Source organism: Micromonospora radicis (genome assembly GCF_003583405.1).
In the GTDB taxonomy this organism is placed as follows: domain Bacteria; phylum Actinomycetota; class Actinomycetes; order Mycobacteriales; family Micromonosporaceae; genus Micromonospora; species Micromonospora radicis.
The window spans coordinates 275,125-296,367 of sequence record NZ_QXEC01000001.1 but is presented as its reverse complement, the minus strand read 5'-3'; the positions used below and the strand labels follow the sequence as shown (position 1 = coordinate 296,367).

22 protein-coding genes are annotated in these 21,243 nt (G+C 72.9%); 6 read left to right on the top strand and 16 right to left on the bottom strand.

What is annotated here, in order from left to right; all coding sequences use genetic code 11:
- Window positions 1-117 precede the first annotated feature (117 nt).
- Both D2L64_RS01380 and D2L64_RS01375 read right to left on the bottom strand, forming a co-directional pair.
- Entirely contained in the window at window positions 118-1,380 is a 1,263-nt protein-coding gene (locus D2L64_RS01380) for a cupin domain-containing protein (protein ID WP_119572581.1), read from the bottom strand.
- A gap of 9 nt (window positions 1,381-1,389) precedes the next feature.
- Window positions 1,390-1,695 (bottom strand): hypothetical protein, encoded by a 306-nt coding sequence (locus D2L64_RS01375; RefSeq protein ID WP_119572580.1) that lies wholly within the window; start codon window positions 1,693-1,695, stop codon window positions 1,390-1,392.
- Window positions 1,696-1,875: 180 nt separating this feature from the next.
- Between D2L64_RS01375 and D2L64_RS01370 the strand changes: the two genes are divergently transcribed.
- Window positions 1,876-2,094, top strand: coding sequence for a hypothetical protein (locus D2L64_RS01370; protein WP_233558697.1), 219 nt, complete (start codon window positions 1,876-1,878; stop codon window positions 2,092-2,094).
- A gap of 69 nt (window positions 2,095-2,163) precedes the next feature.
- Here the strand turns inward: D2L64_RS01370 and D2L64_RS01365 are convergent, their stop codons facing one another.
- The 8 genes from D2L64_RS01365 to D2L64_RS01325 all read right to left on the bottom strand — a co-directional run bounded on the left by D2L64_RS01365 (window position 2,164) and on the right by D2L64_RS01325 (window position 7,694).
- A complete protein-coding gene (locus D2L64_RS01365; RefSeq protein ID WP_119572579.1) occupies window positions 2,164-2,592 on the bottom strand; it encodes a DUF2267 domain-containing protein in 429 nt (142 codons plus the stop codon).
- A gap of 363 nt (window positions 2,593-2,955) precedes the next feature.
- Complete coding sequence (locus D2L64_RS01355) at window positions 2,956-3,828, bottom strand: DUF72 domain-containing protein (RefSeq protein WP_119572578.1); 873 nt, start codon at window positions 3,826-3,828, stop codon at window positions 2,956-2,958.
- A gap of 45 nt (window positions 3,829-3,873) precedes the next feature.
- Entirely contained in the window at window positions 3,874-4,272 is a 399-nt protein-coding gene (locus tag D2L64_RS01350) for a TraR/DksA family transcriptional regulator (protein ID WP_102660563.1), read from the bottom strand.
- 123 nt (window positions 4,273-4,395) lie between these two features.
- Window positions 4,396-5,037, bottom strand: coding sequence for a nucleoside/nucleotide kinase family protein (locus D2L64_RS01345; RefSeq protein WP_119572577.1), 642 nt, complete (start codon window positions 5,035-5,037; stop codon window positions 4,396-4,398).
- A gap of 32 nt (window positions 5,038-5,069) precedes the next feature.
- Window positions 5,070-5,681 carry a winged helix-turn-helix domain-containing protein gene (locus D2L64_RS01340; RefSeq protein WP_119572576.1) on the bottom strand — a complete coding sequence of 204 codons (612 nt, stop codon included), beginning with the start codon at window positions 5,679-5,681 and terminating at the stop codon, window positions 5,070-5,072.
- Window positions 5,682-6,033: 352 nt separating this feature from the next.
- On the bottom strand, window positions 6,034-6,624 hold the full coding sequence (locus D2L64_RS01335) for a winged helix-turn-helix domain-containing protein (protein WP_119572575.1): 591 nt from the start codon (window positions 6,622-6,624) through the stop codon (window positions 6,034-6,036).
- A 45-nt stretch (window positions 6,625-6,669) separates the two neighbouring features.
- Window positions 6,670-7,170, bottom strand: coding sequence for a rhodanese-like domain-containing protein (locus D2L64_RS01330; RefSeq protein ID WP_119572574.1), 501 nt, complete (start codon window positions 7,168-7,170; stop codon window positions 6,670-6,672).
- Window positions 7,171-7,229: 59 nt separating this feature from the next.
- On the bottom strand, window positions 7,230-7,694 hold the full coding sequence (locus D2L64_RS01325; RefSeq protein WP_119572573.1) for a cysteine dioxygenase: 465 nt from the start codon (window positions 7,692-7,694) through the stop codon (window positions 7,230-7,232).
- Between the two features lie 157 nt (window positions 7,695-7,851).
- Between D2L64_RS01325 and D2L64_RS01320 the strand changes: the two genes are divergently transcribed.
- Window positions 7,852-8,244 (top strand): ankyrin repeat domain-containing protein, encoded by a 393-nt coding sequence (locus D2L64_RS01320; protein ID WP_119572572.1) that lies wholly within the window; start codon window positions 7,852-7,854, stop codon window positions 8,242-8,244.
- Between the two features lie 28 nt (window positions 8,245-8,272).
- Here the strand turns inward: D2L64_RS01320 and D2L64_RS01315 are convergent, their stop codons facing one another.
- From D2L64_RS01315 to secA2, 4 genes are all read right to left on the bottom strand, one after another.
- Window positions 8,273-9,028, bottom strand: coding sequence for a class I SAM-dependent methyltransferase (locus tag D2L64_RS01315; protein WP_119572571.1), 756 nt, complete (start codon window positions 9,026-9,028; stop codon window positions 8,273-8,275).
- Between the two features lie 90 nt (window positions 9,029-9,118).
- Window positions 9,119-9,691, bottom strand: a complete 573-nt coding sequence (locus D2L64_RS01310; RefSeq protein WP_119572570.1) for a DUF2231 domain-containing protein — start codon at window positions 9,689-9,691, stop codon at window positions 9,119-9,121.
- Window positions 9,692-9,767: 76 nt separating this feature from the next.
- Window positions 9,768-10,508: a GAF and ANTAR domain-containing protein gene (locus D2L64_RS01305; protein ID WP_119572569.1), complete on the bottom strand. Its 741-nt coding sequence runs from the start codon at window positions 10,506-10,508 to the stop codon at window positions 9,768-9,770.
- A 228-nt stretch (window positions 10,509-10,736) separates the two neighbouring features.
- Window positions 10,737-13,031: an accessory Sec system translocase SecA2 gene (secA2, locus tag D2L64_RS01300; RefSeq protein WP_119572568.1), complete on the bottom strand. Its 2,295-nt coding sequence runs from the start codon at window positions 13,029-13,031 to the stop codon at window positions 10,737-10,739.
- Window positions 13,032-13,333: 302 nt separating this feature from the next.
- Between secA2 and D2L64_RS01295 the strand changes: the two genes are divergently transcribed.
- From D2L64_RS01295 to ctaD, 4 genes are all read left to right on the top strand, one after another.
- Window positions 13,334-14,350 (top strand): glucosyl-3-phosphoglycerate synthase, encoded by a 1,017-nt coding sequence (locus D2L64_RS01295; RefSeq protein ID WP_119572567.1) that lies wholly within the window; start codon window positions 13,334-13,336, stop codon window positions 14,348-14,350.
- A gap of 104 nt (window positions 14,351-14,454) precedes the next feature.
- Window positions 14,455-15,615 (top strand): glycosyltransferase, encoded by a 1,161-nt coding sequence (locus D2L64_RS01290; protein ID WP_119572566.1) that lies wholly within the window; start codon window positions 14,455-14,457, stop codon window positions 15,613-15,615.
- Window positions 15,616-15,705: 90 nt separating this feature from the next.
- Window positions 15,706-16,434: an ATP-binding protein gene (locus D2L64_RS01285; protein ID WP_119572565.1), complete on the top strand. Its 729-nt coding sequence runs from the start codon at window positions 15,706-15,708 to the stop codon at window positions 16,432-16,434.
- An 86-nt stretch (window positions 16,435-16,520) separates the two neighbouring features.
- Window positions 16,521-18,524 carry an aa3-type cytochrome oxidase subunit I gene (gene ctaD / locus D2L64_RS01280; RefSeq protein ID WP_119572564.1) on the top strand — a complete coding sequence of 668 codons (2,004 nt, stop codon included), beginning with the start codon at window positions 16,521-16,523 and terminating at the stop codon, window positions 18,522-18,524.
- Window positions 18,525-18,627: 103 nt separating this feature from the next.
- On the opposite strand, the gene D2L64_RS01275 is transcribed toward ctaD, so the two are convergent.
- Window positions 18,628-19,506, bottom strand: a complete 879-nt coding sequence (locus D2L64_RS01275) for a SigB/SigF/SigG family RNA polymerase sigma factor (RefSeq protein WP_119572563.1) — start codon at window positions 19,504-19,506, stop codon at window positions 18,628-18,630.
- 220 nt (window positions 19,507-19,726) lie between these two features.
- Window positions 19,727-21,139, bottom strand: coding sequence for a hypothetical protein (locus tag D2L64_RS01270; RefSeq protein ID WP_119572830.1), 1,413 nt, complete (start codon window positions 21,137-21,139; stop codon window positions 19,727-19,729).
- Window positions 21,140-21,243: the final 104 nt, after the last annotated feature.

Here is a 21,243-nt window from a genome sequence, read left to right as displayed (position 1 = left end):
TCTCCCCCTGTCCATGATCTTGCACTTTCCGTCGCCACATAAGGGGCACATTGGGACACAAGCAGGACCGAAAGTGCAAGATCCGCGAGGCGGGGAGGCGGGGCGGGTGGGCGGGGGTTATGCGGGGGTGAGGAGGGCCTCGCGTAGTAGGCGGCGGGTGAGGGTGAGGCGGTCGGCGTCGGTCTCCAGGGCGGGCAGGTCGCCCACCCGGGTGACGGCGCCGGTGAGCAGGGCGCGCACCGCGGGTTCGCACTGGGCGGGCAGGGTGATCGTCCGGTCGAACAGGCGCAGCGCGACCCGGTCACCGTCGCCGGTGAGCTGCCAGCGCAGTCCGGGGCGCACCGCGACCCGGCTGTCGGCGGTCAGCGTGTGCAGCGCGGCGGCCTGCGCGAGGGGCCGGATCGGGGCGGGACGAGACGCCGGCCAGACCCGCTGCCGCAGCCGGTCCGCCACCGCGGCGGGTTCGGCGCGCAGCAGCCAGTCGCGCAGCGCCTCCACGGTCTCGGTCAGCTCCGGTTCGATGGCGTCCGGGTCGGCCAGGTCGATACCGAGCGGCAGGGTGGCCCGCAGCCGGCGGTCCTCGGCCGCCAACGCCAGCAACTCCTCGACCAGCGCGTACCGGGTCACCGCGCGGATGCCGACGGTCAGGTGCAGCGAGCTGGACTCCTGAGCCTGGGCACTGTGCAGCCAGCCGCGCGGCAGGTACAGGGCGTCGCCGGGTTCAAGCAGCACGTCAAGTGCGGCCGGGCCCTGGGCGGTGGCGGTGATCTCGTCGGCCCGGCCACCCCACGGCTGGCGCTCCAGCGGGTCGGGCAGCACCGGAGGGTGGATCCGCCAGTGCTTGCGCCCGTCGACCTGCAGGACGAAGACGTCGTGGGTGTCGTAGTGGGTGGCGAAGCCCTGGCTGCCCGGCGGGGTGAGGTAGGCGTTGACCTGTAGCGGCTGGCCGACGGCGTGGCTCAACTCCCGGGTGAAGTCGATCAACGGCGGCCAGTTGCGGTGCAGGCCCTGCAGGACGAGGGTCGCGCCGCCCGCGTACAACTCCAGGATCTTCTCGTCGAGGACCTGGTCGCCGATCTCGGCGCCGGCACCGCCGCCGCCGGTGTAACGCGCCGCCGGCAGCACCTGACCGTCCTTGGCGACCCGCAGGAACGGGGTACGCAGACCGCGGCGGCTGAGTAGTTCGTCGGCGTCGTCGGGGCTCAACAGGTCGGTGAAGCCGGCCGGGTTGGGCAACTCGGCGCAGCGGGAGAGCAGCGGGGTCTGTCCCCAGTGGGCGGCGGCGAACTTCGCCGGTTCCACGCTGACGCAGCGGGCCAACGCGGACGGGTACGGCACCGCCGGGCGGCCAGTGCCGCCCGGCGGGTCGAGTCGCGTCATGGTGTGCGGCTATCGGGCGGCGCCGTCGGCACCACCATCGTGCTGGCCGGGCGTGGCCCCACCGTCCGCCGGACCCTCGGCACTACCGTCGGCACCACCATCGTGCTGCCCGGGGGTCGCGCCGCCGTCCGCCGGACCCTCGGCACTACCGTCGGCACCACCATCGTGCTGCCCGGGCGTGGCCCCACCGTCCGCCGGACCCTCGGCACTACCGTCGGCACCACCATCGTGCTGCCCGGGGGTCGCGCCGCCGTCGGCCGGGCCCTCCAGCCCGCCGCCGCCGGTGCTCTGGATGTCGTCGTCGTTGAGTGGCATCGTGCTCCCTCGGATGGACCCGCCCCCGCCGTCGGTGGGGTGCGTCGTGCCGCGGGTGGTACCCCGCGCCCGATCTTCTCTAACCACACTGCACCCCACGGTAGACGCCCGAACCGACCGACACGCCCGGTTCGCCGCGTCCGCCGACGCGGGCCGGGACCGGCTGTCCGGTGCGGTGCGGTGGTCTACTGCCTGGTGACCAGCGGCGAGGCCGGCATCGACGGGCTGCTTCGACAAGGGGTGGCGTCGCGGCTGGCCCACGAGGCGTACCTGACCGGGCTGGGCGACGGCGGCTTCGACGCCGAGAAGTTCCTGGAGGGTGGCGCCCGGCCGGTCGGCAGCCGGCTGGGCGTGCGCTACGGCACCTCGTTCGAGGTGTTCCACCTCGACCTCTGGTAGGCATCGTCTCCGGTAGCGCACACGTGTGGCCCGCCCGCCGGTTGGCGGGACGGGCCACGACGTGCCGGGTCAGGGCAGGATCTGCGCGAGGTCGGCGGGCATGTTGGCCCGCACGTCGTCCCACTCGCCCTGGGTGATGTGCCGGCGCAGGGTGTCCAGCACCACCTGGACCACCCGCTCCGGGCCGCCCTCCACGTCGTACGGGAAGCCCTGGCGGACCTCGTAGAGGAAGTCGTCGCGGTTGAGTTTGATCGGCACGTCCTGCGGCTGCCAACCGTCGAAGTAGATGCCGCGGACCAGCATCGGCAACTGGGCGGAGAACTCCACGCTCTCCTGCACCGGCAGCCGGTCGCGCAGCAGGTGCAGCACGGTACGCAGGGCCGCGTACGACTGGTTGCGCTGCGCCTTCGGCCACCCGTACGCCTGCTCGATGTCCTTGAGAATCAGGTTGGTCTTGTCCACCGAGGACTCGACCGCCGACTGGAACTGCTCAGCCATCTGTCCACCCCCGTAGGTCGGTCTCCCACCGTCGGTCGTCGTGACGTCGCGGCGGACCCGCCGGGCCGCGCCGCGGCCGGATCGGGCTGCCCCACCCGAGACGTCGTGCCCGCCGGGCTCGCCCGGACGCGCCGACGACGTGCAGGACGGCGTCGCGCCGCCGGTGTGGCACCACCCGAACCGCCACCACCAACCACCTCCGTGGTCTCACTTCCGTACGGACGGCGACCACAGTGCCGCCCGCTGCCCCCATCCTCCGGAACACCAAGGTGACCCGCCCTCACCCCACCCGAATGACCCACCCCACCCCCACCCCACCCCACGAGGAGGCCGGGAGGGGGACGGGAGGGGCCGGGTGGGGGTTTAGGGGGTGGAGAGGAGGGATTGGAGTTGCTGGGCGTTGGTCTGGGCGAAGTCGCGGTAGCAGTTGTTCATGAGCACGTGGGTCTGCTGCGTGCGGTCGGCCAGTTCGCGGAGTCTGGGAGCCCAGTCGGCCAACTCGCGGTCGGAGTAGCGGTAGCCGAACTTCTCGTGGATGTCGCGGCTGGTCCACTTGTCGCTGTGGCCGTGGAAGCGCACCACCGCGAGGTCAGCGGTGGCGGCCAGCACCGGCGGGATCGACGAGCGGTGGCCCTGCGGCATGTCCACGCTGACGTACGCCAGGCCGTGTCCGCGCAGGAAGTCGAGGGTCTCGGTGGCGTTGTCGCCGTCGAGCCAGGAGGCGTGCCGGAACTCGAAGACCGGACGCAGCGGCGCGCAGCGCCGGGTCACCTCCAGCAGGTACTGCTTGTTGTCCCGGCGGATGGTGAACCAGGGCGGGAACTGGAACAGCAACGCACCGAGCCGGCCCGCCTCGACGAGTGGATCCAGCGCGCTGAGGAAGCGGGTCCAGATCTCCTCGTACGCCTGCGGCGGCAGGTCGCCCGGGTAGACGTTGCGCTTGTCGGTCCGCGGTCGCAGGTCCCGGTAGATCGCACTGACCTTGGTGGGGTGGCCGGTGAGGAGGCTGAACGCCTTCACGTTGAAGGTGAAGCCGGGCGGGGTGCGTTCGGCCCACAGCCGGGCGGTGCGCTCGGCCGGCGGCGAGTAGTAGGTGGCGTCGACCTCCACCAGCGGAAACTGCCGGGCGTAGTAGGCCAGGCGTCGTTCGGGAGTGTCCGCCGCGGCCGGGTACCAACCGGAGTCCAGCAGCGTACGGTCGGTCCAGGACGCGGTGCCTACCCTGATCTCGCCCATGGGTGAGGTTCACCGCGTCCCGGACCGGTCGGCAGCCGTCTCGGGTCAGGCCGCCCGACGTTCGCGGGTCTGCTTGCAGGTCACGCAGGTGGTCGCCGAAGGGAAGATCTCCAGCCGTTCCACCGGGATGGGTGCCGAGCAGCCCTCGCAGAAGCCGTAGGTGCCCTCGTCGAGCCGGGTCAGCGCGTGCTCGAACTGGGCGCGCCGGTCGAGAATGGTCCGCAGCAGGGACTGCGCGGTGTCCCGCTCGGCGGTCTTGGTGCCGCTGTCGGCCTGGTCGTCGCCCGCGGTGTCGCCGACCTCGACCAGCCGGAGCACCTGGCTCTGCTGCACGGCCTGCTCGTACTCCTCGGACAGCTCGGCGTAGCGGGCCTGCAGGGAGAGTCGGATCTGGTCGATCTCCGCCTGGGATCGGCCCGTACCGACCGTGTCGTGGACGAGCATGGCTGCCTGCCTTTCGTGGGCCTCATAGTCTTCGCGGGCGGGAGGTTCCCCACCCGGTCGTACCGCCCAAGCGGTGATCACCCGGGCGCTGTGAGCCCCGCGATTACCCCCGGCCCCCGGGAGTCAAACCGGGTCGTCAACGGATTCCACGATCGCGGGACGACGCGGGTCGTCCACCCGGACCACCAGGTCGGCGAAGGCGGCCGGGACGACCTCGTCGGTGTAGCGACCGAAGGCGGGCAGCGTCCAGGCCAGGTCGGGGTGGGTACGCCGGCCCAGTGCCGCGGCGGACAGTTCCAGGTGCACGGTGACGTCGAACGGGAGTCCCCCGCCGAGCAGGAACGCGCCACTGACCAGGACCACTCCACCGGGGGGCAGTTCGAGGTAGCCGGCCCGACTGGCCCGGTCGGCTCGGGCGTCCCACAGCGAGGGCAGCAGCCGGCCGCTGCCGTGCGGGCCGGCCGGGTCGAGTACCTCTCGGCGCAGGCCGGCCTCGTCGACCCAGCCCTCGTAGTACGCGTCCGGATTGGTCCGGCCGCGTTCCAGCCGGACGGAGGCGGGCCGCAGGAAGTCCTCGGTCCGGATGTGCAGGGCCGGGCGGCCCAGCGCCCGCAGCGGGTCGACCAGGGCGGCGGCCAGTTCCTCGGGCCGGGCGGCGGGTGGGCCGTCCACGCCGACCCGCAGCCGTCCGGCCGGCTGCGCCCGGGCGAGCCGTTCGGCGAGTTCGGCGACGAGTCGCCGCGGTGAGATCGGACGCACGCGCATCCGACCATCGTGCCCGGTCACCGCCGGGTGGTTCAGCCGGCCTGGTCGAGGGTGACCCGGGCGTCGTCGGCCAGCCGGTAGCCGACGCCGTAGACGGTGGTGACCAGGGGCACGTCCACTCCGACCTTGCCGCGCAGCCGGCGTACGTGCACGTCCACCGTGCGTACTCCGGCGTGCTCGTAGCCCCAGACCGCGTTGAGCAGTTGGAGCCGGGTGAAGACCCGGCGGGGGTGCGCCACCAGGTGCAGCAGCAGGTCGAACTCCAGCCGGGTCAGCGGCAGCGGTTCGCCGTCTCGCAGCACCGACCGGGAGGAGGCCAGGATGTGCAGGGTGGGCACGGTCGGGACGAGCTGACGCGCGGGCGACCGTCCGGCCGGGACGGCCTCGGTGCGCCGTTCCGGTACCACCACGACGCCGCCGGTCACGGTGCCCTCGCCGCGCTCCAGGATCTCCCGGGCGGCCTCCAGCAGCCGGTGCGCGGCCGGCGTCAGCGACTCCTCACAGGCCAGCGGGATGGACAGGGTGACGGTGATGACCGGGGCGGTGGCGGTGGTGGGCCGACGCTGACCACCCGGGGGCCGACCGGGAACCGGGGGTTGGGACGTATGCCATCCGGCGCGCGACGAAGCGGGGCTGACCGACATGGTCCTCCTTGGCTGGTCCGGGTTTTCCCCACGGCCCCGGGACGCCGCCTCATCGATGCTTCCCGGCGCCCGTCCGAGGGTCAAGGGGCGGCTACGTTGCATGAATGTGACAAATGACCGACACATCGGAGCCGGCCGCTCGCTCTGCGTACGAAGCCAGATGATTACAGCAGAGTCGCCAAGTTGACCTGATGCGGGGGTCGGGCCCGGAGTTCACGTTCCCCCGAAGGTGTCACGCCTACCGGCGGTGACGTCGCCTGGTCGCGCTCCCATCCCGCGCGTGTATCGCGGGCGAGACAGCACCGCGCGGCGTGCCGGATGTCGGGGACACGCCGCGCCGCACTGCCCGGAATCAGCGTTCGATGATCACCCGGGCGTCGTCGGCGAGCCGGTAGCCGACACCGTGGACGGTGGTCAGCAGCGGTGTGCCGTCGCCCAGCTTGGCGCGCAACCGGCGCACGTGCACGTCGACCGTGCGCGCCACCGCGTGGTCGTAGCCCCAGACCGAGTTGAGCAGCTGGAGCCGGGTGAAGACCCGACGCGGCCGCTCGGCCAGGAAGAGCAGCAGATCGTACTCGATCCGGGTCAGCGGGACCACCCGGTCGCCGTGGCGCACCGTCCGGGGTCCGGTGAGGATCCGTACGCCGGAAGGGTCCTCCTCGACCGACGGGCGTACGACGCCGTCGGACGACAGCGGCCCACCGTCACCGGACTCGGGTGACAGCGGCCCACCGTCACCGGACTCGGACAGCAGCAGCCGGCCGTCACCGGACTCGGCCAGCTCGCCGAGCAGTTCCAGCAGCCGGGCCAGGCGCGGGTTGCCGGCTCCCGAGGCGAGGTCGACGGTGATGGTCAGGGTCGGCCCGGTACGCGGCCGGGCCGGCCGGGCCCGGTTGGTACGGCCGGGCGGGTACTGGCGCGGACCGATGGCGACGACGGACATGGTGGCCTCCTGGGGAACTACCGCCACGCCGGTGGGCGTGGATGTTCAGTGGGACACCCGACCGGCGGTCGCCGGGGGCGCGAGAGTTGACGGTCGGGCCGGCGGGGTCGGCCCCAGCACCGGCAGGCCGGCGATCCGCCAGGCGGCGAAGCCGCCGATCGCGTCGGTGGCCCGGTGCAGGCCGAGGTCCTGCAACGAGGCGGCGGCCAGCGACGAGGTGTAGCCCTCCTGGCAGAGCACGACCACCGGCAGGTCGTAGCCGACGGCCTGGGGCAGCCGGGCCGCACAACGCGGGTCGAAGCGCCACTCCAGCACGTTGCGTTCCACCGCGAGCGACCCCGGCACGGTGCCGTGTGCGGCCCGCTGCGCGGCGGGCCGAATGTCGACCAGCAGGGCGCCGGCCCGGTACGCCAGGTGCGCCTGCTCGGGGTCGAGGCGGTCGAGCCGGGCCCGGGCGGCGGCCAGGATCTCGTCGATCCCGCGCGAGCCCGGCGGCGGCACCGGCGCCGGACAGTTGGCGGCGGCGGGGTCGGTCTGCGACATCATCGGTTCCTTCCAAGGTTTTCTCAGCGGGGTGCCGCACCGGTCGGCACGGCGGGACGCGATCACCATGCCACCCCGGCCTCGGCCACCTCGGCGACCGCCAGCCGCCCCCCGGTGAGGTGGTAGCGGGTCATCCGGCGCAGGGCCGGGCGGTAGACGTGGACGCTGACCGCGGGCGTGGCGTGCCGGTTGGTCACCACGTGCACGTGCCGGGGGCCGAACCGGCGGCCGGATCCGGCGGCGAGCAGGTGCGGGCGCAGCCGTCCGCCACTGACCGTCCCCTCGGTGAGGACGCCGGTGGCGACCAGGAAGGCACCGGAGGAGCCCCCGTGGTCGTGCAGGTCGGTGCCCTGGCCGGGCAACCAGCTCAGTGCCCACACCTCGTGCTCGTCGTCCGCGGCGAGTCGGGCGTACCACCGGCTGGCCGGGTCGAAACGCAGCGGCACCGGCCAGCTCGCGGGGGCGGCGGCCCAGCGCCGAGCGACGGCGAGCAGGTCCGACTGCTCGGAGACGGGCAGGGCAGACATGGGTTCCTCACGGCGGGTCAACGGCTGACGGTCCCGACCAGTCTAGACGGTAAACCCTATAGGTTTAGTAGGTAATCCTACATGTTGGGAGGGCGTCCGTTCGCGGGGCGGGACCGGTCGAGATGAACGACGCGGCGACGCCGACTAGCCTGGACCGGTGAGCGAGGAACTCGACGCCGAGACCCTGGAGTTCGCGCACCGGATGTTCGACCTGGCGCGCGACGGCGCGACCACCGAACTGGCCGGGTACGTCGACGCGGGGCTGCCGGTCAACCTGACCAACGAGAAGGGCGACACGCTCCTGATCCTGGCGGCGTACCACGCCCACCCGGAGACGGTGGCCGCGCTGCTCGACCGGGGTGCCGACCACACCCGGACCAACGACCGCGGCCAGACGGCCCTGGCCGCGGCGGTCTTCCGCAGCAGCGCCGACGGGGTACGCGCCCTGCTCACCGCCGGTGCCGACCCCGACCACGGCAGCCCGTCCGCGGTGGAGACCGCCCAGTTCTTCGACCTGGCGGAGATGCACGCCCTGCTGCGTCCGGCCTGACTCGCGCCGGCCCGGCACGGGGCCGGGGCTAGCGTCGGGCCTCGATGAGGAAACGCCGGGCGTGGGCGACGAACGGTCCTTCGGTGCGGATTCGCTCGTGCAGGCGGGCCAGCGCCGGCCGGTGCGCCGCCACGGTGAAACCGGGCACCGTCCAGACCACCTTGCGCAGGAACCAGACCACGGCGCCGATGTCGTGGAACACCGTGCGCAGGGTGGCCGTACGCAGGTCGACGACGGTCAACCCGGCCGCGGTGGCCGCCGCGACCGCCTGCTCCGGGTGCCGGTGGGCCGGTGGCGGCAGCGGCCCGAGGATCGCCTCGCTGAGTTCGCGCACGGTGCCCGGACCGATCTGCTGGGACAGGAACGTGCCACCCGGCCGCAGCAGGCGCGCCACCTCGGGCCAGTCGGTGCGTACCGGATGCCGACTGACCACCAGGTCGAAGGCGCCACCACGCAACGGCAGCGGCGCGTCGGGGTGCACCGCCACCACGCTGGCTCCGATCGGACGGAGCCTCGCCCGGGCCACCGGCACGTTCGGCGGCCACGCCTCGGTCGCCACCAGCAGCCGGGGTGGGTGGGGCACCTCGGCGAGCACCTCTCCCCCGCCGGTGTCGATGTCCAGCGCCGCGTCGACCGTCGCCATCCGCGCCGCCACCAGGCGGGCGTACCCCCACGGTGGACGCTCCTCGGTGGCCCGCCCGGCGAGCCAGTCGAAGCCCCAGCCCTCGACCGGCGCGGCGGCGCCGTCGGCGATCAACTCTTCGAAGTCCACGTCTCGGGGCACAGGGTCAGCGTCTCCGGGCGGCTCCGCCGGGGCAACAGATTTTGTCGGTACCCGGCCCGGGGCACGAGGTGGCGACCCGACCCGGGCGAACTACGGACGGGGGCGGACGACCTCGCCCGTCCGCGCCTCGGCGCCGCGCAGGACGCCGCGGCCGTACAGGGTGCCACGGCCACGCCGGGCGCCACGGCCACCCGGGGTGCCGGCGCCACGCAGGGCGTCGAAGCTGGTCGGTTCCACCCGCCCGGGCTCGTAGTGGCGCACCAGCCGCGCGCCGAGCGCCACGCCGAGACCGCCGACGGCCAGCGCGAGTACCTCGACGGCCAGCAGTACGGCGGTGGCGCCCCGGTTCGACGCCTCCGCCCGCACCAGGCAGGAGAGCAGGAACAGCCCGGCCATGCCGGCGTTGACGAGGTTGAAGCTGATCGCGGTGCGGCGGGTCCGGTCCGGCGGCACGTCCCACAGGTCGACCATGCCGGCCACCATGGTCAACCCCGCCGCCACCAGGGCGGCCACCACCGTCCAGTAGCCGACCTCGCCGAGTAGGGCCGGGCCACCGGCCACCTGGGCGAAGTCGAAGATGGTCGCGCAGACGAAGAGCCCGTACGGGAACGTCACCAGCATCGGTTGGATGGGGTGTCCCTGCACCCGCAGTCGGCTCTGCATCGTTCCCCCTGGGATTGGAATCAGCCCACCGATCCAGGGTGCTACCCGGGCGCCAGCGCGGCGAAACGAGCGCCGTTCAGTTCTCCCGGGGCCGGGAGACCGTGCTGACCAGTCGTTCCGCCACCTCCCGCAGCGGGATGGCCAACGACGAGGCCGCACTGCGCAGGACGTCGAGGGCGTCCTCGGCGGGGCAACCACGCTGCGTCATGATCACGCCGACGGCCTGGCCGATCACGCCGTCACCGAGCAGCGCGGCGTCCCGCGCGTCGGCCTGCGCGGCCCGTCGTTGCCGGTCACGCACCGCGGCGAGCAGCAGGCCGGCGTGTTCGGCGAGCAGCATCGCGGTCAACTGGTGGCCGGTGGTCAACGTGTCGGACTCGCCCGCGTAGAGGTTCACCGCGCCGACCACCTGGTCGTCGACGTCGACCGGGGCCGAGATGACGCCCCGCACGCCCAGCTCACGCGCCCGGGGCGTCCAGTCCGGCCAGCGGGCCTCGGCGGCGAGGTCCGCCGCGCCGACCATCTCCCGCCGCCGGATCGCGTCCATGGCCGGCGTGTCCGCGCCGTACCGCACGTCGTCCAGGCCGCTCATCGAAGCGTCGGAGGCGGCCACCCCGGCCGGCTCACCGGCCCGCAACGCGGTGAACCCGCACCAGCTCACCCCGGCCAGGGCGGCCCGGGTGATCCGCACCAGCGCGGCGAGCGCCTGGTCGAAGTCGTCCAGGGCGATCAGTCCGGCGGTCAGTTCCCGCAGCAGGGCCGCCGTCTCGAGTACGCCGAGAGTCTCTGTCACCGGTGGACTCGTCTCCAGGTTCACCGGCCCGCCGCCTCCGTACGCCTGGCCAGCGTCGTCACCTGTCTCCTCCTCGGCTGGAACCCGGGCACCCCGACAGCCCGAACATCACGACCCGGCCTACTACCCGCGCCGCCAACGGTCGAAACGGTGCAAACCGGGTCGCCTACCAGGATACGGCTACCACGGGGAGAGGCTGGCCCGGCCTCCGGTGTCGGTCGGCGGCGGTGTCGGCCCGCGGACCGACACCGGTCAGCGAGCCCCGGCCCCGGTCAGGCGTCGACCGACCGACGCGATCAGACGGTCCAGCTCGGAGCCGAACGGGTTGTCGTGCACCAGGTACGTCCAGGTGGCGCTCGGCCGCACCAGCTCGGCCTCGTCCGGCTCCCACTCCTCGTCGAACTCGGTGTCGGCGAAGGTGGCGAGGGTGCGCGCCTCGATCTCCGGGATCAGGTTGTTGAACGCCGGAACCGCGGACCGGTGGAACTCGTCGAGCGGGTCGAGGCGCCCCAGGGCCCGCAGGTGCACGCCCTCGCGGACCTCCGACAGCTCGGCCAGGTGGTCGGCCCAGAGCCGGTCGAGGTGGTAGAGGGCGATCGACCGGGCCACCCGGGCGAGCAGGTCCTCGTCCATCTCGCCGGCCTTCTCCGGCATCTTGTCCAGCAGCATCAGCGCCGCGACGTCACTGGTCAGTAGCCGCTCCCGGCGCTCGGCGAGGGCCTTGCGCTGCTGCTCGATCACCACGCTGTAGCGCCAGGTGTTGCGATGGATCTCGTGGTTGACGCCCTCGGCGACCCGCTGGGCGTGCTCCACCGCGTAGTCCACCTGGGCGTCGGTGACCAGGCCGTCGGCGTTCATCCGGGGCGACGGCGGCACGGCGTCACCGGCGTGCCGGACGACCAGGTCGTCCTCCAGGCTGACGAAGAAGACCGAGCCGCCGGGGTCGCCCTGCCGGCCGGCCCGCCCGCGCAGTTGGTCGTCGACCCGGCGGCTGTCGTGCCGGCCGCTGCCGATCACGTAGAGGCCACCGAGTTCGGCCACCTGCTCGCGGTCGGCCTGGTCGCTGCCGCCGAGGCGGATGTCCACCCCCCGGCCGGCCATCTGGGTGGAGACGGTGACCGCGCGGTGCGCGCCGGCCTCGGCGATGATCGCCGCCTCCTCGTCGTCGTTCTTGGCGTTGAGCACCACGCACGGCACCCCGGCCGCGTTGAGCCCGGCGGCGAGCTGCTCGGACTCCTTGACGTCGAGGGTGCCGACCAGCACCGGCCGCCCGGCGGCGTGGCAGCGCGTGATCTCGTCGATCAGCGCCTCCTCCTTCTCCGCCCGGGTGGCGTAGATGCGGTCCGGCTCGTCCACCCGCACGCACGGGGTGTTCGGCGGGATCACCGCGACCTCTAGGCCGAAGAACTCCCGCAGTTGGTCGCCGACCAGCACGGCGGTCGCGGTCATGCCGCAGACGGTCGGGTAGAGACCGATGTACGCCTGCACGGCGATGGTGCCGAGCACCTCGCCCTCGGCGGTGGCGTCCAGCCCCTCCTTGGCCTCGACCGCCGCCTGCAGCCCGTCGGGCCAGCGGCGGCGCTGGGCCACCCGGCCCCGCATCTCGTCGATCAGTTCGACGCTGCCGTCGCGGACGATGTAGTCCACGTCGCGGTGCAGCAGGGCGTGCGCGTGCAGCGCCACGTTCACCGCGGAGAGCTGCTCGACGTTCTCCTCGTCGTACAGGTCGATGCCGAGCTTGGCCTCGACGGCGGCCAGGCCGGCGGAGGTGAAGGCCACGCTGCGGCCGTCCTCGGCGACCGTGTAGTGCTTGCCCTTGCGCAGGCCGCGTACCAGCGCCGCGGCGGCGTGCACCGGATCCTGCTCACCGGGTACCGAACCGGCGAGGACCATCGGCACCCGGGCCTCGTCGATGAGGATCGAGTCGGCCTCGTCGACGATCGCGGTCCGCAGCGCCGGCTGGACCCGGTCCTCGACATCGGTGACGAGCTGGTCGCGCAGGAAGTCGAAGCCGGCCTCGCTGACCGAGACGTAGGTCACGTCGCAGGCGTAGGCGGCTCGCCGTTCCACCGGCGTGGACGCCTCGTTGACCCAGCCGACGGTGAGCCCGAGCAGGGTGTAGACCGGCTCCATCCACTGGGCGTCGCGGCGGGCCAGGTAGTCGTTGACGGTGAGCACGTGCACCGGGCCGTTTCCGAGCCGGACGTGCCCGTACGCGGCGATCGCTGCGGTCAGCGTCTTGCCCTCACCGGTGGCCATCTCGGCGACCTTGCCGGAGAGCAGGGACATCGCGCCGAGCAACTGGACGTCGTACGGTCGCTGGTCGAGGCCGCGGCGGGCGGCCTCACGGCCGAGCGCGCAGATATCCTCGTAGCGCGACGCCGCGGCCGCCGCCTCGGTGAGTTCGGCGTCGTCGAACGCCGAGACCTCCTCCGCGCGGGCCTCGATGGCCGGCAGCAGCTTCTCCAGCGGGGCCAGGTCTACCGTGGTTCCCGGGCGCTGGAGGAACCGGCGGAACCTGGTCTTCAACCGTTGCGACACACCCATGAGCGGCAACGGTACGCGACCGGCGGCCGGTTTTGCGCCCTGCCCGGCGCGCCGTGCCGGGTGGGTGGGCGTCCGTGCAGGTGGCGGGCGTCCCGGGGATGGCCGCCGGTGGGATCTCGATCGCGCCGATCGGCTCGACGTCGACGAAACCGGACAGCCCACCGGCCCGGCGCAATCAAACGTTCATCACCTGAAAACGCGCCCGGAGCACGGTGGTGATCAAGCTGGTGGGATCGATCCGGTTAGCTAGCGCGAAGTACTGGGAAACCCATCTCCCGGTCTTCCCGCTGAAGGGGGTGCCTGTGCGGAACAGCGAAACTCTGGTCTCGCCCGTGGTCGAGGCCTGGGCCACCTATCGGACCACCTCGGCGGCGGACTGGCCGACTCGTCGACTCATCCAGGCCAAGGGCGACAGCCGGGTCAGCGTGGTGCTGCCGGCCCGAAACGAGGAGGCGACGGTCGGCGCGATCGTCTCGACCATCCGGGAGCACCTGGTCGACCGGGTGCCGCTGGTCGACGAGCTGATCGTGGTCGACTCGCGCTCCACCGACCGCACCGCGGAGGTGGCCCGGGCGGCCGGTGCCGAGGTGGTCAGCCAGGACTCGATGACCCGCGACCTGCCCCGACTCACCGGCAAGGGTGACGCGCTCTGGGCCGGGCTGGCCGCCGCCGAGGGCGACGTGGTGGCCTTCGTCGACGCCGACCTGCGGGAGTTCCGGCCGCACTTCGTCACCGGGCTGCTCGGGCCGCTGCTCACCGACCCGTCCGTCGACTTCGTGAAGGGGTTCTACCACCGGCCGCTGGTCGGCACGAGTGGAGTGGAGGCCGACGGCGGTGGCCGGGTGACCGAGCTGATGGCTCGCCCGATGCTCAACCTGTTCTGGCCGGAGCTGGCCGGCTTCGTACAACCCCTGGCCGGCGAGTACGCGGGCCGCCGCGAGGTACTGGCGCAGGTGCCGTTCGTCTCCGGGTACGGCGTCGAGACCGCCATGCTGATCGACCTGCTCGAACTCGTCGGGCTGGACGCGCTGGCCCAGGTCGATCTGGGTGAACGCAAGCACCGGCACCAGGACACGGCGGCGTTGGGGCGGATGTCGGCCCAGATCATGTTGACCGCCTGGTCGCGGCTGCAGCGGCGGGGCTGGGCCAGCCCGGACATGCTGCCCACCGCACTGCTCACCCAGTTCCGGCGCGGCGGCTCCGAGGCGCTGCCGAACCTGGACCGGGAGATCGTGGTCAGCGACGTGGCCGTGGCAGAGCGGCCGCCGTTGGCGGAGTTGCGGCACCGGGTTCCACGCCGACGGGTCGCCGCCGCCTGACCGGCGGGTACGCACCCGAACCCGGCAGCCCGGGTACGCAGCCGGAACCCCCGGCAGCCGGGTGCGCAGTCCGGCTGGTCCGCCGAGGAAGGGGTACCGACCCGATGACGCTGACCGTCCTGATGAACGCCGGTCCGTGGCTGCCCGTGCCGCCGCCCGGTTACGGCGGGATCGAGAACGTCGTCGCCACCCTGGTGCCCGAGCTGCGGCGGCTGGGCGTGCGGGTGGTGCTCGCCTCGGTCGGCAGCAGCACGCTGCCCTGCGACGAGCGCGTCGGGGTCTTCGCCGAGGGTCAGTTCGGCGCCCTGCAACGGCCGTACAACCAGGTCTGCGGGGTGGCCCAGGCGCACCTCGCGGGCGTGGTGCGGCAGTTGCACGCCCGCGACGACATCGACCTGGTGCACGACCACGTGGAGGCGGTCGGGCTGGCCATGCTCACCGCGATGGGCCCGGGTGCCCCGCCGGTGCTGCACACGCTGCACTGGGACCTGGGCAAGCATCCCGAGCTGTACGGCGGCCTGGACGGCGGCGCGCGGGTCCGGGTCAACGGGGTGTCCGCCGCGCAGCTGGCCCGGGCCCCGCGGGCGCTGCGGGAACACTCGGTCGGCCACGTACACCTGGCCACTCCGCTGGCCACCGAGGCGCACCGGCGCCCACCGGTGGTCAAGGGCGAGCACGTGCTGGTGCTGGGTCGGGTCAACCCGGGCAAGGGCCAGGACCTGGCGGCCCGGCTGGCGCACCGGGTCGGGTTCCGGCTGGTGCTGGCCGGGCCGGTCGGCCCGTACCACCGGCCGGCGGAACTGGCGGCGGCCGGCGCCGAGGCACGGCAGAACCCCGACGTGCGCTTCTTCCACGACGAGGTCGCGCCGTACGTCGACGGCGACCGGGTGCGGTGGATCGGCACGGTGGCCGGGCGGGACCGCGACGACCTGCTGGCCACCGCCCGGGCCACGCTGTTCCCGCTGCGTTGGGAGGAACCCGGTGGTACGGCGGTGGTCGAGTCGCTGGCCCTGGGCACGCCGGTGGTGGCGCTGGCCCGGGGTTGCCTGCCCGAGCTGGTCGAGCACGGACGTACCGGGCTGCTCACCGGTGACGAGGCGGAGCTGGGTGACCTGGTGCTCGCCGCCGACCTGCTGGAGCCCGACGAGTGCCGGCGGGAGGCCGCCGCCCGGTTCACCCCGGCGGTGATGGCCCGCCGCTACGCCGCCCTCTACGAGCGGGTCCGTCGCTCCGACGCCGCCGTACCCGCGCTGCGCGCCGCATGACCGGCACCACACCACCCGCGGGCGTCGTTTCGTGCCCCCGGGGGCCGGGTAGTTGGCAGGCTCGGCGAAACCGGTGGAACGAGGGCGGAGATGGCGAGCCGGATCACCTGCGAGGTACGCGACGGGTCACCTGTCAGCGTCGTACGCGTCGCCGGCACCCTCGACCTGACCACCACCCGCGAGGTGTACGCGGTGCTGGACCGGTGTCTGGCCGGGCAGCCCGACGCGCTGGTGGTCGACCTGACCGACCTGAGCTCACCCGACCAGTTGGCGGTGGCGGTCTTCGCCGCCGCGGCACGGCGGGCCGCCGACTGGCCGGTGGTGCCGATGGTGCTCTGCGCGCCGGATCCGGTGCTGGCCGCCCGGCTGGCCCGGTCCACCGTCTGCCGGGTGGTGCCGGTGCGACGCAGCTGCGCGGAGGCGACCCGGGTGGCGGGTGCCTGGGCGGTGCCGCGGCTACGGGCCAGCCTGGAGCCGGTGGCGGCGGCCTGCCGGCGCGCCCGGGAGCTGGTGACCGACGCCTGCGCCCGGTGGGATCTGCCCGAGGCGGTCGGACCGGCCTCGATCGTGCTCAGTGAGCTGGTCGGCAACGTGGTCCGGCACGCCGGCACCCCGATGCAGGTGACCGTGACGCTGCGCCGGCCGTGGTTGCACCTGGCGGTGGTCGACGGCAGCCGCGAGGCGGTCGAGCCGGGCCGGCCCGGCCTGCGCGACGAGGGCGGCCGGGGGCTGCTGCTGGTACGCGAGTTGGCCGAACGCTGGGGTTGCGCGCCGGCCGGTGACGGAAAGGCCGTCTGGGCAACACTAGCGGCGAATTGACCGAAACTCCCCCTCTCGCCTGGTTACATGGTCGGCGGGCCGGGTAGCCCTGCCCGTCCTTTCCGTCGTCAGCGGGGTGAGAGCTCATGCCCAAGCGGGTACCCACCGAACCCGGCCAGGACCGGGGGCCGGCCATCCTCGCGCCGGCCCGGTTCGGCGGCTATCCCGGCTCGGTGAACAAGCCCGTGCGCGGCGGCAAGCTGCTCCGGTTCCTGGCCACCACCGATCACAAGCAGATCGGGCTGCTCTACCTGATGACCTCGTTCGGCTTCTTCCTGGTGGCCGGGATCGAGGCGATGGTGATCCGGGCGGAGTTGGCCCGCCCGGGCCTGCAGTTCCTCTCCCCGGAGCAGTACAACCAGCTGTTCACCTCGCACGGCGCGGTGATGCTGCTGCTGTTCGCCACCCCGGCGGCGTTCGGGTTCGGCAACTACATCGTGCCGATCCAGATCGGCGCGCCGGACGTGTCGTTCCCCCGGCTCAACGCCCTGGCGTACTGGCTGTACCTGTTCGGCGGGTTGATGGTGCTCGGCGGGTTCTTCACGCCGCAGGGCACCGCCGACTTCGGTTGGACCGCGTACACGCCGCTGAGCACCGCCGAGCACTCCCCGGGTGTCGGCGCGAACATGTGGGTGATCGGCCTGGTCGTCTCCGGTCTGGGCACCATCCTCGGCGCGGTCAACCTGATCACCACGATCCTGACCCTGCGCGCCCCCGGCATGACCATGTTCCGGATGCCGATCTTCACCTGGAACATGCTGTTCACCAGCGTGCTGGTGATCCTGGTCTTCCCGCTGCTGGCCGCCGCGCTGCTCGCGCTGACCGCGGACCGGCTGCTCGGCGCGCACGTGTTCAGCCCGGAGACCGCCGGGCCGATGCTGTGGCAGCACCTGTTCTGGTTCTTCGGTCACCCCGAGGTGTACATCATCGCGCTGCCGTTCTTCGGCATCATCACCGAGGTCATTCCCGTCTTCTCCCGTAAGCCGATCTTCGGCTACACCGGTCTGGTACTGGCCACCATCGCGATCACGGTGCTGTCGATGACGGTGTGGGCGCACCACATGTTCGCCACCGGCCAGGTACTGCTGCCGTTCTTCAGCATCCTGAGTTACCTGATCGCCGTACCCACCGGGGTGAAGTTCTTCAACTGGATCGGCACCATGTGGAAGGGGCAACTCACCTTCGAGACGCCGATGTTGTTCTCCATCGGCTTCCTGGTCACCTTCCTGCTGGGCGGCCTCACCGGCGTACTGCTGGCCAGCCCGCCGGCCGACTTCCACACCCACGACACGTACTTCGTGGTGGCCCACTTCCACTACGTCGTCTTCGGCACGGTGGTGTTCGCGCTCTTCGCCGGCTTCTACTTCTGGTGGCCGAAGATGACCGGCCGGCTGCTCGACGAGCGGCTCGGCAAGCTGCACTTCTGGACCATGTTCGTCGGCTTCCACGGCACCTTCCTGGTGCACCACTGGCTGGGCAACGAGGGCATGCCCCGGCGCTACGCCGACTACCTGCCCACCGACGGCTTCACCACCCTGAACACCATCTCCAGTGTGTTCTCGTTCGTCCTCGGCGCGTCCACCCTGTTCTTCATCTGGAACGCCTGGAAGTCGTGGCGCTTCGGGGCCCTGGTGACCGTGGACGACCCGTGGGGCTTCGGCAACTCGCTGGAGTGGGCCACCAGTTGTCCCCCGCCGCTGCGCAACTTCGACCGGATGCCCCGGATCCGCTCGGAGCGACCGGCGTTCGACGCCAAGTACGGCGAACTCGTCTCCGACCTGGGCCGCGACCTGCCACAACGGACCACCCGGCCGCCGCAGGAACTGGGTGCGGAGCTGCGGCGGGAGGAACATCCGCCCGAGTCGCCCAGCGCCGAGGGGGCACGGGGCGCGCGGGAGGCCGTCGCGTACCATCCGGCGCCGCAGTCCGGCGCCCGGCCGGTGGAGGTGCCGGAGCCGGAGGAGGTGCGCCGGCCGAGCTTCGACGAGACCGACGAGCCGGAGGAGAACCCGCTGGGGGCCGAGCGGCGTCCGCAGCCCAACGACCGCTGGCGCCATCCGCGTGGCCGGGGCGACGGCACGGAGAACTGAACCGGGAGTACGCACCGGGGCGGCACCGGTCAGGTGCCGCCCCGGGTCGTGCCCGGCCCGGCCGCCGAACGGCCCGGGGGGGTTCCGATGTGGTGGTGGCCGGTCAGCGTGAGCGGGCCGCGGCGGCGCGCGGTTGCTTGGCCGCCACCGGCTCGCCCTCGGCCGGACCGTTCTGCCAGGGTGGCGGGGCGTCGGCGAGCATCGCCTGGCGCAGCCAGGTCAGTGCCCGCGACAGCAGCCGCGACACGTGCATCTGGGAGATGCCGAACCGGGCCGCGATCTCCGCTTGGGTCTGGTTGCCGTAGAAGCGCATGGCCAGGATCCGCCGCTCCCGCCAGGGCAGCCGGTGCAGCAGGCCGCTGACCGTCACCCGGTCGTCGACCGACTCCAGCGCGATGTCCGACTCTCCCACCAGGTCACCGAACTCGGCGGAACTCTCCCCGCCCACCGGTGCGTTCAGCGAGGCCGGGCTGTAGCCGGCCGCCGACTCCAGCGCGGCGAGGATCTCCTCCTCCGGCGTCTCCAGCCGCTTGGACAGCTCCGCGACCGTGGGTGCCCGGGACAGCTCGCTGGTCAGCGCCGCCGTGGCCTGCCCCACCTCGAGGATCAGGTCCCGCAGCCGGCGGGGCACGTGCACGCCCCAGGTGCGGTCGCGGAAGTGCCGCTTGATCTCACCCACGATGGTGATCGCCGCGTACGCGGTGAACGAGCCACGTTCCGGGTCGTACCGGTCGACGGCGTTGACCAGGCCCAACCGGGCCACCTGCTCCAGATCCTCCAGCGGTTCCCCGCGGCCCCGGTAGCGGCGTGCCAGTCGCCCGGCGAACGGCAGGGCGAATCGGACCAGGTCGTCGCGGGCCTCCTGGCGCCGTTCCGGTGGCAACCCCTCGATCCGTGCCGCGTACGCCAACGCTGCCGCGTCGAGATCCTCCAGGCCCCGATCGGTGGGTGGTGGTGTGGTTGTGGTGGTCTGTCCGAACATCCGCGCCTCCCTCAGGAAGGACCCCGCCCGGATTCGGCCGGCATCGGGCACGCGCGTGGACACGCACGGGCCGGTGAGTGGTACGTGATTGGGATGCGAAACGGGCGACGGCGCCGTGCCACGCCAAGGTGATCAGCCTGTCGCAGCCGGCGGTGTTCCCGCTCCGTAGGTACTCAATCACGGGATCGCGGGTTCGCGAGGATGTTTCGCCAGCCCGATGTCAACAGACCAGCAGGCCGTGCCGGCTACCACCGGCGCGCAGCGCGGCGAGCGCGTCCCGCGCCCTCAGCGGCGCCGGTGCGGGCAGGTCGTACGGCTGCGCCCGGAGCACCTCGGTGGCCCGGCGGGTGGGCACCGTGGTGACCGGGTAGCCGCGCGCCGAGGCCCGGTCCAGCGCCCGGCGTCGGCGCCCGAACCCGGCTACGGCCAGCCACTGCGGCAGCCCGGCGAGCGCGGGCGACCGGACGCCCGGCGGTTCCGGCAGCACGTCCACCGAGCTGAACGGTTCGCTGCCGGCCAGCCACCACTCGGCCTGCTCGACGCAGCGGCGGGCGGCGTTCTCGCACCAGTACGGCACCAGGCCGGCCCGGAGCACCTGCCACGGGTCGAGCAGCCGGCCGCACTCGACCACCAACCGGTCGCCGGTCTTGCCGGCGGCCCGCAGCCAGCCCCGGTACAGCTCGGCGGTGGCCACGCTGAGCGCCTCCGGGGCGGGCACGAGCAGCCGGTGCACCGGGTGGCCGGTCTTTGCGGCCCAGTCGCGCACGCCGTGTTCGAAACCGGACTCCACACCGTGCTCGGCGCCACCGGGCGGGGTGGAGACCTCCGGCGGTGCCCAGTTGGCGGGCTCACCGCCGGCGCTGCGCAGCACCTGACGCAGCGCCGGGCTGTCCGGGTGGAAGTCCACCGGGTCGAGGCCGCTGCCCGGGCAGCCCACCTGGAAGCTGTGCCCGTCCGCGGCGTCGAGCACCGGCCAGGTCCGGGCGTCGCGCAGCACCAGGATCGTGGCCTGCGGTTCGAGCCGGTCGGCCAGGAACCGCCGGTACGCGGCCGGCAGGCGCCGCCAGCGGCCCGTCAACGCCACCGTCACCCCGGCCAGCACGCCCCGGCTCGCCGGGCAGTGCACCTGCCGTACGTGCAGATCCGGGTTGCCGGCGAGCAGCCGCCCGGCCAGTGCGGCACCGTGGTCCAGGGCGGCGTCGGGACGGTCGACGTTGCCGTGCGGCCAGTGGGCGAGCATCTCGAATCCGGCGGGCAGCCAGGGCATCCCGAGGGCCGTCGCGAGGTGGGCGACGGCGCCGTGCGGCGAACCGAGCAGCAGGCCGGGATAGCGGCGGCGCGGGTACTGGTCGGCGAACCACTGTGCGACGCGCTCCGCGTCCACCTCGGTCGCCTGGGTCGGGGTCAGTGCGACCCGGCCGGCGGAGCGCACGGCCGCGGCCCGGCGTACCGGGTCGGGGGTGCCGGCGAAGCGGGACACCGGTCCGGCGTGGCCGAGGTCGGCGCAGTCCGCCCCGCGCAGGGCACGGGCGGTGGCCCCGACCAGGATCCGGGCCAGGCTGCCCGTCGCCACGATCCGGTCGCCGGTCAGTCCGGCGCCGGCCGCCGTGAGTGGCGGGCGCGTCCCGCGCACCGGCCCCACCCTGCCTCGTTCGCTCACGCGGCCCGGCTTCCCGCCACGTTGCGGGTTAAACAGGGCATCACTCCACCGAACGGCATCAACCATCTGATCTTGAC

Bases quoted from the DNA above. Each gene is read 5' to 3' on its own strand.
- D2L64_RS01340 (WP_119572576.1), bottom strand. From the start codon at position 5,681: ATGTCGGTCAGCCCCGCTTCGTCGCGCGCCGGATGGCATACGTCCCAA.
- D2L64_RS01285 (WP_119572565.1), top strand. From the start codon at position 15,706: ATGGCGAGCCGGATCACCTGCGAGGTACGCGACGGGTCACCTGTCAGC.
- D2L64_RS01380 (WP_119572581.1), bottom strand. From the start codon at position 1,380: ATGACGCGACTCGACCCGCCGGGCGGCACTGGCCGCCCGGCGGTGCCG.
- D2L64_RS01335 (WP_119572575.1), bottom strand. From the start codon at position 6,624: ATGTCCGTCGTCGCCATCGGTCCGCGCCAGTACCCGCCCGGCCGTACC.
- D2L64_RS01375 (WP_119572580.1), bottom strand. From the start codon at position 1,695: ATGCCACTCAACGACGACGACATCCAGAGCACCGGCGGCGGCGGGCTG.
- D2L64_RS01275 (WP_119572563.1), bottom strand. From the start codon at position 19,506: ATGTTCGGACAGACCACCACAACCACACCACCACCCACCGATCGGGGC.
- D2L64_RS01325 (WP_119572573.1), bottom strand. From the start codon at position 7,694: ATGTCTGCCCTGCCCGTCTCCGAGCAGTCGGACCTGCTCGCCGTCGCT.
- D2L64_RS01355 (WP_119572578.1), bottom strand. From the start codon at position 3,828: ATGGGCGAGATCAGGGTAGGCACCGCGTCCTGGACCGACCGTACGCTG.
- D2L64_RS01290 (WP_119572566.1), top strand. From the start codon at position 14,455: ATGACGCTGACCGTCCTGATGAACGCCGGTCCGTGGCTGCCCGTGCCG.
- ctaD (WP_119572564.1), top strand. From the start codon at position 16,521: ATGCCCAAGCGGGTACCCACCGAACCCGGCCAGGACCGGGGGCCGGCC.
- D2L64_RS01345 (WP_119572577.1), bottom strand. From the start codon at position 5,037: ATGCGCGTGCGTCCGATCTCACCGCGGCGACTCGTCGCCGAACTCGCC.
- secA2 (WP_119572568.1), bottom strand. From the start codon at position 13,031: ATGGGTGTGTCGCAACGGTTGAAGACCAGGTTCCGCCGGTTCCTCCAG.
- D2L64_RS01310 (WP_119572570.1), bottom strand. From the start codon at position 9,691: ATGCAGAGCCGACTGCGGGTGCAGGGACACCCCATCCAACCGATGCTG.
- D2L64_RS01350 (WP_102660563.1), bottom strand. From the start codon at position 4,272: ATGCTCGTCCACGACACGGTCGGTACGGGCCGATCCCAGGCGGAGATC.
- D2L64_RS01365 (WP_119572579.1), bottom strand. From the start codon at position 2,592: ATGGCTGAGCAGTTCCAGTCGGCGGTCGAGTCCTCGGTGGACAAGACC.
- D2L64_RS01330 (WP_119572574.1), bottom strand. From the start codon at position 7,170: ATGATGTCGCAGACCGACCCCGCCGCCGCCAACTGTCCGGCGCCGGTG.